This is a genomic window from Bilifractor sp. LCP21S3_A7 (assembly GCF_052118825.1).
Taxonomy (GTDB): Bacteria; Bacillota; Clostridia; order Lachnospirales; family Lachnospiraceae; genus Bilifractor.
On sequence record NZ_JBQKGL010000019.1, the window covers coordinates 23,959 to 38,467 of the forward strand.

Annotated in this window: 15 protein-coding genes and 1 pseudogene; 1 reads left to right on the plus strand and 15 read right to left on the minus strand. The window is 51.6% G+C overall.

The genetic code is table 11. The annotated features are described in order from the left end of the window. Positions 1 to 104 precede the first annotated feature (104 nt). The 9 genes from ACTQ1O_RS13460 to mtaB form a co-directional block, all read right to left on the minus strand. On the minus strand, positions 105 to 1,346 hold the full coding sequence (locus ACTQ1O_RS13460) for a peptidase U32 family protein (RefSeq protein ID WP_441487703.1): 1,242 nt from the start codon (positions 1,344 to 1,346) through the stop codon (positions 105 to 107). 99 nt (positions 1,347 to 1,445) lie between these two features. Further along, positions 1,446 to 2,102, minus strand: a complete 657-nt coding sequence (locus tag ACTQ1O_RS13465) for an O-methyltransferase (protein ID WP_441475025.1) — start codon at positions 2,100 to 2,102, stop codon at positions 1,446 to 1,448. A gap of 273 nt (positions 2,103 to 2,375) precedes the next feature. Then, on the minus strand, positions 2,376 to 2,834 hold the full coding sequence (locus ACTQ1O_RS13470; RefSeq protein WP_441487704.1) for an endolytic transglycosylase MltG: 459 nt from the start codon (positions 2,832 to 2,834) through the stop codon (positions 2,376 to 2,378). Positions 2,835 to 2,869: 35 nt separating this feature from the next. Next, positions 2,870 to 3,199 (minus strand): YlbF family regulator, encoded by a 330-nt coding sequence (locus tag ACTQ1O_RS13475; protein ID WP_441487705.1) that lies wholly within the window; start codon positions 3,197 to 3,199, stop codon positions 2,870 to 2,872. A gap of 1 nt (position 3,200) precedes the next feature. Continuing rightward, a complete protein-coding gene (locus ACTQ1O_RS13480) occupies positions 3,201 to 4,868 on the minus strand; it encodes a ribonuclease J (RefSeq protein ID WP_441099858.1) in 1,668 nt (555 codons plus the stop codon). Between the two features lie 24 nt (positions 4,869 to 4,892). Continuing rightward, entirely contained in the window at positions 4,893 to 5,147 is a 255-nt protein-coding gene (locus ACTQ1O_RS13485) for a DUF1292 domain-containing protein (RefSeq protein WP_441487706.1), read from the minus strand. A 13-nt stretch (positions 5,148 to 5,160) separates the two neighbouring features. Further along, entirely contained in the window at positions 5,161 to 5,613 is a 453-nt protein-coding gene (ruvX, locus tag ACTQ1O_RS13490) for a Holliday junction resolvase RuvX (RefSeq protein ID WP_441487707.1), read from the minus strand. Beyond that, positions 5,613 to 5,885, minus strand: coding sequence for an IreB family regulatory phosphoprotein (locus tag ACTQ1O_RS13495; RefSeq protein ID WP_441099863.1), 273 nt, complete (start codon positions 5,883 to 5,885; stop codon positions 5,613 to 5,615). Before ACTQ1O_RS13495 ends, ruvX begins: the two co-directional genes overlap by 1 nt. A gap of 201 nt (positions 5,886 to 6,086) precedes the next feature. Further along, positions 6,087 to 7,424: a tRNA (N(6)-L-threonylcarbamoyladenosine(37)-C(2))-methylthiotransferase MtaB gene (gene mtaB / locus ACTQ1O_RS13500; RefSeq protein ID WP_441487708.1), complete on the minus strand. Its 1,338-nt coding sequence runs from the start codon at positions 7,422 to 7,424 to the stop codon at positions 6,087 to 6,089. A 66-nt stretch (positions 7,425 to 7,490) separates the two neighbouring features. On the opposite strand from mtaB, the gene ACTQ1O_RS13505 reads away from it, so the two are divergent. Next, positions 7,491 to 7,730, plus strand: coding sequence for an HPr family phosphocarrier protein (locus ACTQ1O_RS13505; protein WP_441099867.1), 240 nt, complete (start codon positions 7,491 to 7,493; stop codon positions 7,728 to 7,730). A 459-nt stretch (positions 7,731 to 8,189) separates the two neighbouring features. Here the strand turns inward: ACTQ1O_RS13505 and thiI are convergent, their stop codons facing one another. From thiI to dnaK, 6 genes and pseudogenes are all read right to left on the minus strand, one after another. Further along, positions 8,190 to 9,383, minus strand: coding sequence for a tRNA uracil 4-sulfurtransferase ThiI (gene thiI / locus ACTQ1O_RS13510; RefSeq protein ID WP_441487711.1), 1,194 nt, complete (start codon positions 9,381 to 9,383; stop codon positions 8,190 to 8,192). Positions 9,384 to 9,486: 103 nt separating this feature from the next. Further along, positions 9,487 to 10,644, minus strand: a complete 1,158-nt coding sequence (locus ACTQ1O_RS13515) for a cysteine desulfurase family protein (protein ID WP_441487709.1) — start codon at positions 10,642 to 10,644, stop codon at positions 9,487 to 9,489. 54 nt (positions 10,645 to 10,698) lie between these two features. Further along, positions 10,699 to 11,439 carry a 16S rRNA (uracil(1498)-N(3))-methyltransferase gene (locus ACTQ1O_RS13520; protein ID WP_441487710.1) on the minus strand — a complete coding sequence of 247 codons (741 nt, stop codon included), beginning with the start codon at positions 11,437 to 11,439 and terminating at the stop codon, positions 10,699 to 10,701. 15 nt (positions 11,440 to 11,454) lie between these two features. Beyond that, on the minus strand, positions 11,455 to 12,414 hold the full coding sequence (gene prmA, locus ACTQ1O_RS13525) for a 50S ribosomal protein L11 methyltransferase (RefSeq protein ID WP_441475017.1): 960 nt from the start codon (positions 12,412 to 12,414) through the stop codon (positions 11,455 to 11,457). 474 nt (positions 12,415 to 12,888) lie between these two features. Further along, complete coding sequence (dnaJ, locus tag ACTQ1O_RS13530) at positions 12,889 to 14,043, minus strand: molecular chaperone DnaJ (protein ID WP_441475015.1); 1,155 nt, start codon at positions 14,041 to 14,043, stop codon at positions 12,889 to 12,891. Between the two features lie 105 nt (positions 14,044 to 14,148). Further along, positions 14,149 to 14,509, minus strand: a pseudogene (dnaK, locus tag ACTQ1O_RS13535) (molecular chaperone DnaK); the annotation flags it as partial.

Genomic DNA, 14,509 nt, shown 5'->3' on the forward strand with positions numbered 1-14,509 from the left:
TTCGCTGTCCTGTATCCAATTCCGGAACTGCGGCAGCAGGGTTTTGTCCTTATTCCGTGAACAGCAATGCCGGAACACGGCATTTGCTGTTCACATGCAGCAGATCACTCTGCTTCTTTCTTCACGCGAAGGATATCGTTGACATCCGCTTTCTGCCCGAGGTCTACGTGCAGTTCCTGCTGCGGATGCGGTGCCGAATCCATGGTCTCGCCTTTTTCATTGTAAATTGCCCGCACCGTCACCTCCACATTCCGCCCATCCGGCTTCATAATCTCAATCCGGTCTCCGGTCCGGAATTTGTTCTTCTGTCCGATCACAGCATATCCATTTTCATCCGTCGCGGATACGACACCCAGATACGTGTAGTTTGTGATATAGGTGTTGCTGTCATAGATCTGGTCCTCTTCGGACGGCTTTCCGTAGAAAAAGCCGGTCGTGAACCTGCGGAACGTGCAGTCCGCGATCTGCTCCTGATACCAGGGGAGATTTTTCTCATAGAGTGCGGGATCCCTGGCATAGTCGTCGATTGCCTTGCGATAGGTGCGGGCAACCGTCGCGACATACAGGGCTGTTTTCATTCTTCCCTCGATCTTGAAGCTGTCAATACCGGCAGTCATCAGATCCGGGATATGTTCAATCATACACAAATCCTTTGAATTGAAAATGTACGTGCCGCGCTCATTTTCCTCGATCGGAAGATACTCTCCCGGCCGGCTCTCCTCCATGACAGCATATTTCCACCGGCAAGGATGGGTACATGCTCCTTTGTTCGCGTCTCTGCCCGTAAAATAATTCGACAGAAGGCATCTTCCCGAATACGATATGCACATTGCTCCGTGAATGAAGGTCTCAATCTCCATGTCCTTCGGAATCTGTCGGCGCATCTCGCGGATCTCCTCCAGGGACAGTTCACGGGCAGTTACCACTCGTTTTGCCCCCTGCCGGTACCAGAACCTGGCAGATGCCCAGTTGGTATTGTTTGCCTGTGTGCTGATATGCCGCTCTATCCCGGGGCACTCTTCTCCCGCGATATCGAAAATACCCGGGTCTGCGATAATCAGCGCATCGGGCTGAAGCTCGTTGAGCTCGCGCAGATATAGACGGACGCCCTCCAGATCATCGTTGTGTGCCAGAATATTCACCGTCACATGTACACGAACTCCGTGGCTGTGCGCGTAACGGATTCCTTCCGCCATATCCTCGTGATTGAAATTTTTTGCCTTGGCCCGAAGCCCATAGACATCTCCGCCGATATAAACCGCATCCGCGCCAAAAGCAACCGCTACCTTCAGCACTTCGAGACAGCTCGCCGGGATCAGAAGCTCCGGCTTTCCGTTTGCAAGCATAAATAATCTCTCCTGTCTTTAATCTGTGACACCGGCTCTGTCCGCAAGAGAAAAATCTCCCGTGCGGACCTGTCAGGCGAAATCCGCCGCCGTGTCAGTTTAAATTTCCTCCGGCTGCTTCATGACTGAGATGGAGATACCATCTCCGAGCGGGACGATACTCGTCTCCAGACACCTGTCATCTTTCAGAGCCCGGAGATAATCTCTCATCCGCTTATAAATCGTTCGCTTTCTCCGCTCCACAATATAATGAGACTCGATAATATCGCCCTCCTGGAGAACGTTATCGGAAATCAGAACGCTTCCCGGACGCATCAGCCGGAGCACTTCCGGGAGGAAATGAATATACTGTCCCTTAGCCGCATCCATGAAAATGAAATCATACGGCCCCGCAAGCGTCTTCAGGACATCTGCCGCATCTCCCTCCAGAAGAGTAATCCGGTCCTCATATCCCGATTTTCGAAAATTCTCGCGCGCGACAGGGATCCGCTTCTCATAGTTCTCAATCGTTGTGATCCTGCTGGATTCCGGCCCGCAGGCGGCCATCAGGATCGTAGAGAAACCGATCGCAGTGCCGACCTCAAGGATCCTCTGAGGCCGCTGAATCCGGAGAAATACTTTCAGGAAGCTTTGCATCTCCCGGCGGATAATCGGGACATTATCCTCTGCCGCCGTCTCCCGGAGTTCTTCCAGAAAAGGGGTAAGCCCATGATCCAGAGAATTGATGAAGGTTATCATCCGTTCATCTACAATCATTCTGTCACCTCCCACAAAAGGGCCGCCGCACGAACTTTTCGCTGTTTCCGAGCGTCTTTCGTGCAGCAGCCCTGTCTTATACCGATAAACCGCACGCCCGTCCGGCGCGAAACAGTCTTCAGTCTGCCTGTATGTATCATCCGGCAGCTGTCATACCATCATGACAGCAATGCTCAGCTCCGGTGTCTCTATGCCGGACTGCCGCGTTATGCGCCGATGCACCTTCTGTCCCCGGCGCCCATCATGGACCGCCTATGACACAGATATGTACCGTTATTGCGCTGATGTCGATTCCACGCTGTCAGCCGAAACATTATCCGGAGTGTCAGAGTCCTCCTCCTGCGCAAGGATCGGAAACATATCATCCGCGGTCATGGACGTTCGAAGGGTGTATGTTCCGGGCAGGATCTCCCCGTGATAGCCGGAAATCATTTCCTGAACCACAAATGCGTTTGCGCTCTCATTCAGAAGCCCGTTGGAAATCAGAAGCTTGCCGATCTGCCGCACCGACATATCATCTGTAATCGTTACGGTAACCGCCCGGCCGTCTCCGGAATCCACAGCCTTCTCATCAAAGATTTCATAGCCGAGCGAATAAGCCCGTTTCCCCAGATAGACCAGAATCATGATCAACGCGATGATGACAAGAATCCTGACAACACCCTTTATTCCACCCAGTGCAAGACGATATCCCAGGCTGTCATCCTTCTCTTCCCTTTTCCCTGCTGCCATTAAAAACTCCTTACCTTCCTGAATCGCCGTCCGGTTCACATGGGGACTTCTACATGGACTTCCCGGTTAATCGCGTTTATGACACGCTGAACCATTCTGCAGACAGCGCTCTCAGCATCCAGATAATCCGCTGCAATCTCATTGCGCAGGAGCGGCGAATACTCGTTAAGCACATAATCCGTCTCGTCATAGAGATCTCTGCCTGAGGTCTGCATATCGTAGACCTTACGCCTGTACTCGTTGATTTTCTGCCTGAGCTCAGGCATCTCCTTCAGCTGGTTCTCAAGATTCCGGTACCTGATAAAGTCCTCACTCTGTTCCAGAGCCTGAATGAGCTCCTCCGCCTTCTCCTTCACGCTGTCCATCTTATGCCTCCATGATGATCGGCAGTATCATCGGATTGCGCTGCGTACGCTTCCATACAAAACTTCCCAGTGAATCCTTGATTGCCGATTTCAGCTTTCCCCAGTCAGTGATGTGATGTTCCAGGCAGTCGTTCAGAGCGTCCTCAACGATCAGTCTTGCTTCATCCATCAGATCCTCAGACTCCCTTACATAGACAAAGCCTCTGGACACAATGTCCGGACCGGCAAGAAGCTGTCTGCCGTATTTCTCAAGGGTGAGAACGACAATCAGAATACCATCCTCGGACAGATGCTGTCTGTCCCGAAGGACAATATTTCCGACATCACCGACTCCGAGTCCGTCAACCATGATCTCGCCCGTCTCAACCTTACCGGTCACCCTGGCTGACTTCTGATCCAGTTCAAGCACATCTCCGGTCTTCATGACGAAGATATTCTCCTTCGGAATGCCCAGCTGAAGTGCCAGATTCTTCTGCGCTATCAGATGACGGTACTCGCCGTGGACCGGAATCGCATACTTCGGCTTAACCAGGGAGTAAATCAGCTTGATGTCCTCCTGGCAGGCATGTCCCGATACATGAACATCCTGGAAAATAACCTCCGCGCCTTTTTCATACAGCTCATTGATGACATTGGAGACAGCCTTCTCATTTCCGGGAATCGGATGGGAGGAGAATACAATCAGATCGCCGGGCTTAATTGTCACCTTCTTGTGGATGTCCGCCGCCATTCTCGACAGGGCTGCCATAGACTCTCCCTGGCTTCCGGTGGTGACAAGCACCATCTGACTGTCCGGATAATTTCTCATCTGATTGATATCGATGAGCGTATTCTGCGGCACATTCAGATATCCGAGTTCCTGTGCGATGGAGATGATATTCACCATGCTTCTGCCTTCTACAACGACCTTACGGCCGAATTTGCAGGCGGAATTGATGATCTGCTGTACACGGTCAACATTTGAGGCAAATGTGGCAATGATCAGACGCTGATTCCTGTGTTCGGAAAAAATCTGATCAAAGGTTCTGCCGACCGTGCGCTCCGACATCGTATAACCGGGCCGCTCCGCGTTTGTGCTGTCGCACATCAGCGCAAGAACGCCCTTCTTTCCGATCTCGGCAAAACGCTGCAGATCAATCGCATCACCAAATACCGGTGTGTAATCCACCTTGAAATCTCCTGTATGCACGATTGTCCCGGCGGGTGAATAGATGGCAAGCGCTGCCGCATCCTGAATACTGTGGTTCGTCTTGATGAATTCAATCCGGAAGTGTCCGAGATTGATCGACTGTCCGAAACGGATCGTCTTCATCTTCGTACTCTTAAGCATGTTGTGCTCTTCAAGCTTGTGGCTGATCAGACCGATCGTGAGCTTGGTCGCGTAAATCGGAACGTTAATCTCACGCAGCACATACGGAAGTGCACCGATGTGATCCTCATGACCGTGGGTGATCACAAACCCCTTCACCTTGCGGATATTCTGCTTTAAATAAGTAATATCCGGAATAACCAGATCAATTCCGAGCATATCGTCATCGGGGAAGGCCAGACCGCAGTCCACCACCACAATGCTGTCCTCGTACTCGAATGCAGTGATGTTCATGCCGATTTCTTCCAGACCGCCCAGCGGAATGATCTTCAGCTTACTCGTATTTTCTTTTCCTTTCAAATTATACCTCCGTTCATTTTTTATTCACTCAAAAGACACGTCGTCCATCATCTGCTCGAAAATGCGTGCCACCGCATCGTACTCCACATCATCTTCGACCATCACATACCGTGCTTCCGCCTCGCCGTCTTCCGAGAGATCCTTCATAATATAGGCGTTTGCCTCCTCGCCGTCAGAATCGGTCACGAGAAGATAATCCACGCCGCCTACCCGCGTTTCTTCCTCAACGAAAAACTCCTGCTTATCTCCGTCTTCCGTTTCAAATAAAATTTTTTCCATAGAAATCCGATGCTTATCCTCTATCTGTTTCCGTTGTTTCCTCTCCGCCGCAGTTGTCGAGCCATTCCTGCAGAATGATGCCGGCAGCGATCTGATCAATCACCGCCTTGCGGTTGTGCCTGCCCCGGACGTTCATCTCGTCAAGAATCTCATCCGCCGCCACGGTCGTAAGCCTTTCGTCCCACATGATAACCGGAAGTCCGGTTCTCCGGTGCACAAGCTCACCAAATTTCGTTGCCTTCTCAGCACGCTCCCCGGGTCCGTCATTCATATTCAGAGGAAGTCCGACCACAATCTTCTCCACCTGATATTCTCTGCAGATTTCTTCGATCCTGGCGAGAGTCTGTCGAAGCTTGCTCTCTCTGTGACGGACAATCGTCTCCACTGCCTGAGCTGTCAGACCGAGCGGGTCACTGACTGCCACGCCTACCGTTACAGACCCGTAATCCAGTCCCAGGATCCGCATTATCTGGTCTCTTTCCAGGATTCGTTCCGAATGTACTCCTTAAGAAGCTCCTCGACCAGCTCATCGCGCTCCACCTTCATGATCATGCTTCTCGCACCATTATGACTGGTAATGTAGGTCGGATCGCCTGACATGATATAGCCGACGATCTGATTCACAGGGTTGTATCCCTTCTCCTCCATTGCGTGATATACAAGATCCAGAACCTTTTTCACGGAAATCTCATTCTCTGTATTTACTCTGAAAAATTGTGTGTTCCCTAAATCTGTCATCCTTATTCACATCCTTACTTATTCTGCAAAGAACTGCCAAGCTGCATCCGGCGTGACAAGCTGTATAAGCCTCACACCTCCCGCACGCGTCCGAACACTCGTAATGATTCATTATAAACCAGATGTCCCGGATTGGCAACCCGGCAGCACATCTTTCCTGATTCCGGAAAGTCCACCGTAAAAGTTCGCAGCAGATTCTGCTCACACCGCAAGCAGGTACTCCTCTGACACAAGCGCCTGCGGTGTAACCACCATCATCTGATTCGTAAGATCTCTGGTATCGGCGAGCAGTATCTTCTGATACTCTCTTCCATGACCTGTCCAGTATTTCCTGCCATCCAGTTCGATCTGCTCTTCAAACAGAACCTCAACCGGCCTTCCAATATAATAATTCAGGAATTCCTTTCTGCGCCGGATGTCTGTCTCCCGAAGCACGGCTCCCCTCTGTTTCTTGACCGCCTCCGTGTTCTGTTCCTTCATTGCGGCCGCCTTAGTGCCCTCTCGGCGGGAGTATGGAAAAATATGTGTCTCAAAAAAATGTACCTCTGACACAAATCTGCGGGATTCCTCAAAATCTTCCTCTGTCTCCCCGGGGAAACCGGTTATGATATCTGTCGTAATCGCGGGATGCTCATAATACTTCCTTAAAAGCCGAACTACCTCCATGAACTTCTCCGGAGTATAATGACGGTTCATATCCCGGAGCGTCCTGGCACATCCACTCTGAAGGGAAAGGTGAAAATGCGGGCAAACCTTGCGCAGCCCGCTGAGGCTCCGGATTACATTCTCGCTCATCGAACCGGGTTCAAGAGAGCCCAGACGAATTCTTTCAATTCCGCTGACATCGTGAATAGCGTGCAGCAACGCAACCAGATCTTCTCCTTCTCCCATATCCCGTCCATAGGAGCACAGATGAATTCCCGTGACCACAATCTCCCGAACTCCGGAAGCCGCCAGCCTCATGACCTCTTCCCGCACATCCGGAATCTTGCGGCTCCGCACACGGCCTCTGGCATAGGGGATGATGCAGTAGCTGCAAAACTGATTGCAGCCGTCCTGCACTTTGATAAAGGCTCTGGTATGCTCCTCCGTACGGTCGATCTGAAGGTTCTCATACATCCTGTCCACGGACCAGTCGCTGGTATCCAGCTGCTTTTCGCCGCTGCTTCTGAACTGCTCCAGTTCACGAATCAAATCTTCCTTGCGGTTGCTTCCAATGACGAGATCAATGGCAGGGTCCTTCTCAAGTTCCTCCCCCCTGATCTGTGCGTAACATCCCACGGCCACCACGATTGCGTCCGGATTCATTTTCTTCGCCTTATGCAGCATCTGCCTCGATTTCCGGTCCGCTATATTGGTTACGGTACATGTATTGATTACATATATATCCGCACCGGGTTCAAATGGCACGATATCATATCCGGCCTTCTCCAGCATCTGCTGCATCGCCTCCAGCTCGTAGGCATTTACCTTGCACCCCAGATTATGAAGAGCCGCCTTTTTTCCTCTTGACACCTTGACTTTTCTCCTGTTTACCATTAAGATTATTTAAGCAAATGCTTAAGAAAACTACTGCAATTTCGATATAATAAGGGAGGATATTAAATGCAAACGGTACAGATTTCATTAAATTCAATCGATAAAGTAAAGAACTTTGTAAACGCCATTTCAAAGTTTGACTTTGACTTTGATCTTGTGTCCGGCAGATATGTCATCGACGCGAAGTCCATCATGGGTATCTTCAGCCTTGATCTTTCCAAACCGATTGATCTGAACATCCACACGGAAGGCTCCGAGCTTGAGTCTGTCATGGAGGTTCTTAAACCGTATCTGATCGAGCAGTAATCCTCTGCCCACTCCATCCGGCATATATCGGAAATGACGGGAACATCGGAAGATGCAGGAAGCGCAACCGCGCTCCCCTGCATCTTTTTTAGTGTATAAGCTCTTCGAAAACGCAGACAGGATCGTCGCACGCGAAGCGCGCGTAAGAGACTGTATGCGATTTCGAAGGCAACAGGTATGAGCACGAAGTGACGCGCAAGCGGCACAGAAGTGCGAATATGCGCGGGCAGTGAGCCACAGCCGCTCACACATAGTGTGAAGCGGTGGGGCGAACGCCGCGACAGACTGACGAAGTCGGTCACCTGTAGGATTGCGAGAGTGCGAAGCACGGAGCAATCCGTAGCTTATACACTTTGTGATACAATATGTTCTTGGCCCGCGGGGAGCTTGCTCACCAGTGGGCAAGAACATTAGCGACGACAACAGGTATGAGCATGGAGCGGTGCGAAGCACCGCTCCTTATTCCTCTCCGTCCACCACAATCGTTTCCGTCGTCTCAATTGCTTCCTTCATCAGCGGCTCGATGACATCATCCAGCTTATGTTCCGAGCGCTCGATGACCTTCAGAATCGGATGGGTCACGGGATGCTTTGCGACAAAGATCGTACAGCAATCCTCGTAGGGAAGGATCGAAGTATCAAAGGTCCCGATCTGCTGTGCCCGATCCACGATCTCCTGCTTGTCAAAGCCGATCAGCGGACGGTAAACGGGAAGCGTACACACGGCATTGGTACACAGAAGACTCTGCGCCGTCTGACTGGCAACCTGACCAATACTTTCTCCTGTGATCAGTCCCAACGCGCCGTCCTGTCCGGCAAAAATTTCCGCGATCCGCATCATGTATCTTCTCATGATAATCGTGAGCTCCTCGTGCGGACATTTTTCATAGATTGCCATCTGGATATCCGTGAAATTCACAATGTGAAGTCGTATCTGTCCGGCATATCTCGCCACGAGCTTTGCCAAATCAACGACCTTCTGCTTTGCCCGCTCACTGGTGTACGGCGGCGCATGGAAATACACCGCATCGATCTTTACTCCGCGCTTTGCGATCATATACCCCGCAACCGGAGAATCGATTCCTCCCGATAACAGAAGCTCCGCGCTTCCGTTTGATCCCACGGGCATTCCTCCCGGCCCGGGTATTGTCTCGGAGTAGACATAAATACTCTGACGCACTTCTACAGAAAGCACCACATCCGGATTGTGTACATCAACCTTCATCCACGGGCAGCCAAGAAGCACCGCCTCGCCCAGATCTGCATTGAGTTCCATGGAATCATGAGGATATTTCTTGTTCGGCCTTCTGGCAACGACCTTGAACGTTCTCGGAGTTCCCTCCGGATAAACAGTTCTCACAAACTCCGCGACCTGTGCCTTGACGTTGTCGTAATCCATATTCTCGATGATCAGTACCGGGCTGATACCCGCGATCCCGAACACCGTCTTCAGCGCCTCTATCGCGCCCTCATAGTCGAAGTCACCATCGGTGCGGACGTAGATTCTTCCCATTTCTCTGGTGACATCAAAGGTACCGCCTACTCTCTTCAGAGCTCTGACAATATGATGCACAAGCGCGTCCTCAAAGAGATGCCTGTTCTTTCCTTTGATACCAATCTCCGCATATTTGATTAAAAATGCCTGATACATAATTTTTCTTTCCTTTTTGCTTTCCTGCACGCGCTGCTGCCTGATCTTCCGAAACGTCCGCCGCGCATCACTTCCCGTTGAATCTTCAAAGCCGCGCCGCCGTATCTTATTTTCTGGTGAATCTCCGGAGCTGCGGCACCACTTCATGGAGTACCCCGATGGTATAATCAATTTCCTCCATCGTCGTCAGCTCGGAGAAGCTGAACCGCACCGAAGACTCCATGATTTCTCTCGGTGCATGAATTGCCTCCATAGTTGCGCTTCCTCCCCGCCTGTGGCTGGAACAGGCGCTTCCCGCAGAAACGCTGATTCCTCTGGACTCCAGGGTGTGCAGAAGCACCTCACTGCGAATTCCCTCGAATGAAATATTCAGAATATGCGGAGCACCCTTCCGGAGATCTGACGGCCCGTTGATATGGATCTTTCCGAGATCCGCTACGCCCTCTGCCAGATGTTCCTTCAGACTGTACATATGCTCCGCGTTTTCCCTGAGCGATGCACAGATTTTCTCCGCGGCGGTACCCAGTCCCGCGATTCCCGGAACATTGTCCGTTCCGGAACGCATTCCATTCTGCTGCCCGCCTCCATAGATCAGCGGATTTATCTTCACCCGCTGATCTATGAACAGAAATCCCGATCCCTTTGGTCCATGGATTTTGTGTCCGCTGACGGAAAGCATATCTATCTTCATTCGTTTTGGATAGATCGGATACTTTCCGAAGGACTGAATCGCGTCTACATGAAAAAAAGTACCCGGATACCGGCTGCGCAGCATTTCGCCGATTTCCGCCACAGGCTCCACAGATCCAATCTCATTATTCACCATCATGACGGACACCAGTATCGTATCCTCCGTCATTGCATTCTCCAGATCATGAAGATCCAGAACGCCGTCTCTGCCAACCGGAAGCTTGACAATCTCATAGCCCATAGCCTCCAATGCTGCTGCCGGAGCCGCAATCGCCGAATGCTCAATCGCCGTAGTGATAATCCGTCTGCCTCTGCGCCTGTTCGCGAGCGCCGTCCCGAACAGCGCCCAGTTATCCGACTCCGTGCCACCGGATGTAAAATAGATCTCGCCCGGCTTTACCTTCAGAATCCCGGACAGAATTTCCGCGCTTTTCCGGATATATTTTTCCGCTTCGACGCCCTTCTGATGCATAGAGGAAGGATTGCCATAATCCTCCAGCATCGTTTTTCTCACGATATCCGCAACCTCCTCGTAGCAGCGGGTTGTTGCCGAATTGTCAAGATATGCTTTCATTTTACCGTTCTTTCCATATAATATGATACTTTATCACGCGCTGCGGAATCCCCGTCAGTCTCTTTCCAGAAGATACATCAGGATCGACAGCATGGTCATTCCTGCAGTCTCCGTTCTGAGAATTCTCTTGCCGAGAGTAATGGTCGTAAATCCGCTCTTTCTCGCATCCTCAGCTTCCCGCTCATCAAACCCGCCTTCCGGGCCGATCAGGACACCGACAGACTGTCCCGGCCGGATGCCGGACAGAAACGATCGCGTCTTCTCCATTCCGCCCTCCATTTCATAGGGCATCAGCCGGACATCAAGGCTTCGGGAAAATTCCAGTGCCTCCCCGAACGTCATGATATCGTGAACCTCGGGGATGATGAGACGTTTTGACTGCTTGGCCGCGCTCTCTGCAATCTTGTTCCACCGGACCACCTTCTGTGCTGCTCTCTTCCCATCAAGCTTCATGATACACCGCCTGGACGAGACCGGAATCACCGAATATGCTCCCAGTTCGACCGCTTTCTGAACAACGGTCTCCATTTTATCACCTTTGGGAAGACATTGAAACAGGAAAATCCTCGACGGGAGTTCTTTTCCGGGCAGCTGTGCGTCCAGAATCCTGCAGACCACTTCTTTCTCCGACAGAGAAACCACCTCACAGGTATACTCCCACTCATCCTGGCAGGAGATCAGAACCGTTTCGCCCGGACGCATCCGCAGCACATTACGAATATGCTGTACATCCTCTCCCGTAATATGGACCAGACCGTCTTCAATCTGTGACCGGTCCGCAAAAAATCTGTACATATCTCCGCCCCTGTCTTAATCCGGCTTTCTCGCGGTAATCGATACCCACTCACCCTGCTGCGTCTGCTCCACTATTTCAAGCCCCGCCGCCCTGCAGGCATCCAGAACCTTGTACGCCTGATCCTCCAGAATACCGGAGGTGATATAAAGACCGCCCTTCTTCATCGCCGGCACAACCGCCGGAGTCATCGGAACCAGGATATCCGCCAGAATATTAGCCGTAACGATATCATACTTCTCATATCCCGCTCTGTCCCGTGTCTCCTGGTCATCGATCATATTGCCGATGATCATGTCAAAGGCGCCGTCCGGTATATCGTTCGCCTTCCGGTTATCCTCGACCGCAGGCACTGCGCAGGGATCCAGATCGGTTCCAAGCACATGCCCTGCGCCAAACTTGACCGCGACAATTCCGAGAATTCCACTTCCCGTTCCCACATCCAGCATCTCCATCCCCGGCTTCACGTATTTCCGGAGCTGACGGATACACAGCTGCGTCGTCTCATGCATTCCGGTTCCAAACGCGGTGCCGGGATCGATGTGAAGGATCATCTTGTCCCTGTCCTCTTCCTTCACCTGCTCCCAGGATGGAATGATCAGGATATCATCCACATAGAACTGTTTGAAATACTGCTTCCAGTTGTTGATCCAGTCCTTATCTTCCGTCTCGGACTCCTCGATCGTTCCCTCCCCGATATCGGTGTAGGAACGCAGTTCGTCCAGAGCTTCCCTTGCCTTCTGAAGGACAGCTTCCGTATCTGTCTCCTCCGGGTCCAGATAAAAATTCAGATATGCGATGCCGTCATCGTCGGGCAGATCAGGCAGAATATCCACAAACATCTGTTCCTTTTCTTCCCTGGTAAGCGGCTTCTTGTCCTCAATCTCAGCACCTTCAATGCCACAGTCATAGAGCGTTGCAATAACTATATCCTCCGCGTCTTCGATTGTCTTTAAACGGTATTTCTTCCATTTCATCTCTGTAAATCCTCTCATTCATCGACATGCTTACCGGATTGCCCGGATGCGCAGTATAAAAACAATTCCCGATAGATCAGCCGTTTCCTCTCAGGACATACACCGTGTACGGGTCCATTGCAAACAAAAAGAAGCCGCCATAAAAAATGCTTTCTCATCGGCAATGCGGTTTATATGGGCCCGATGTCGGAGTATAGATACCGCACGGTCTTTTTCGTCTCTTGAAGTATAACCGTATTTTCACTTCTTGAAAAGGAATATTTCCTGAAAGAGCGGTTTTTCTGAAAGAGCGGTTTTCCTGAAAGAGCAGTTTTGAAATGAGAATGAACAGAGAAATACCTCCTCCCGGACTGCAGGGAGGCTGCCGTACCGGCCCTTCTCAGACCGATGCGACAGCCTCCTGATCTTCCGGCTGGATGCACCGGAAATCTGCTCTTCACTATTACCGTTTGTGGCATGATTATCGTATGGGCGTTACTCTTTTTTCCGCCCGAATCTTACCTTTTTCTTCTTCGGCTCTTCTTCGCTTCCCAGAGAATTGCCGCTTTCGGCATCAAATTCTCTCAGAAGATCCTTTGCCTCTTTTGAAAGATTTGTGGGGGTCTGCACAATCAATGTCACATATTGATCGCCCCGCACATTTTTGTTGTGGATCGATGGAACGCCCTTGCCTCTCAGCCGGATTCTCGTCCCCGTCTGTGTTCCCGGCTTCACGGTATACACCACGTCGCCGTCCACCGTATTCAGCCGGATATCCCCGCCAAGTGCAGCCTGCGCAAAGCTGACCGGTGCCGAGGAATAGATATCCACTCCGTCACGCTGAAAAATCGGATGTGGAGCAACCGCTACCTGCACAAGCAGATCCCCTCTCGGGCCTCCGTTTACGCCTGGTTCTCCCTTGTCGCGGATGCGGATGCTCTGTCCGTCATCAATTCCGGCAGGAATATCGACCTGAATTTTCTTTCTGGAGGAAGTGAACCCACTTCCATGACAGTCGGGGCATTTATCACGGATGATCTTTCCGGTTCCTCCGCAATGCGGACAGGTCTGGATATTCTGAATCATACCGAACATGCTCTGCTGGGTCTGCCTGATCTGACCGGTTCCGTGACAATGGGGACAGGTCTCCGGTGAAGTTCCGGGTCTTGCCCCTGAACCGCCGCACGTCTTGCAGGTATCCTTCAGCGTCAGCTCAATTTCCTTCTTGCAGCCGAATACAGCCTCCTCGAATGAAATGTGCACAATGGCTCTCAGAGATGCGCCTCTTCTAGGACCATTGTTCGCGCTGCTTCTTCCGCCGCCGCCGAAAATATCTCCGAAAATGTCGCCGAATCCACCGGAGCCGAAAATGTCATTGAAGTCAAAGCCTCCGAAACCGCCGGCGCCACCGGCGCCGCCATTCTCAAAGGCAGCATGGCCGAACTGATCATACTGTCTTCTCTTGTCCGGATCACTCAGAACAGAATACGCTTCACTGGCTTCCGCAAATTTCTCGGCCGCATCCTTATCTCCGGGATTCATGTCCGGATGATATTTTTTTGCAAGCTTACGATACGCCCGCTTGATGGTCTCCTCATCCGCATTCCTGTCAACCCCCAGGACCTCGTAATAGTCTCTCTTTTCAGCCATTGATTTTCCTCACAATCTGCTTCTGTTTCTAAAAATCAGAGAACGAGTTCCGGCCGAACGGATCGAAACCCGTGACCGGAACATCGCTGTCTCCTGTAATCTGAATCAGACTTCCTTGTAGTCTGCGTCTACGACATCGTCGCCGCCGTTATTGCCTGCGCTGCTTCCGCCCTGAGCTCCGCCCTGCGGGCCTGCGCCTGCGCCCGGATTCGGGCCGCCCTGATTCTGCTGCATATTCTCGTACATCTTCGTGAACAGAGCCTGTGAAGAATTCATCAGTTTCTCCTTCGCCGCTTTGATGTCCGTTACCTGCGCGTCGGTCAGACTTCCGTCTGCCGGAGCCTTCGCGAGCAGATCCTTCAGTGCGTTCAGGTCTGCCTCAACGCCGCTCTTCTGATCCGCCGGCACCTTGTCGCCGACTTCCTTCAGAGCCTTCTCTACCTGGAATACCGTCGAATCCGCTTCA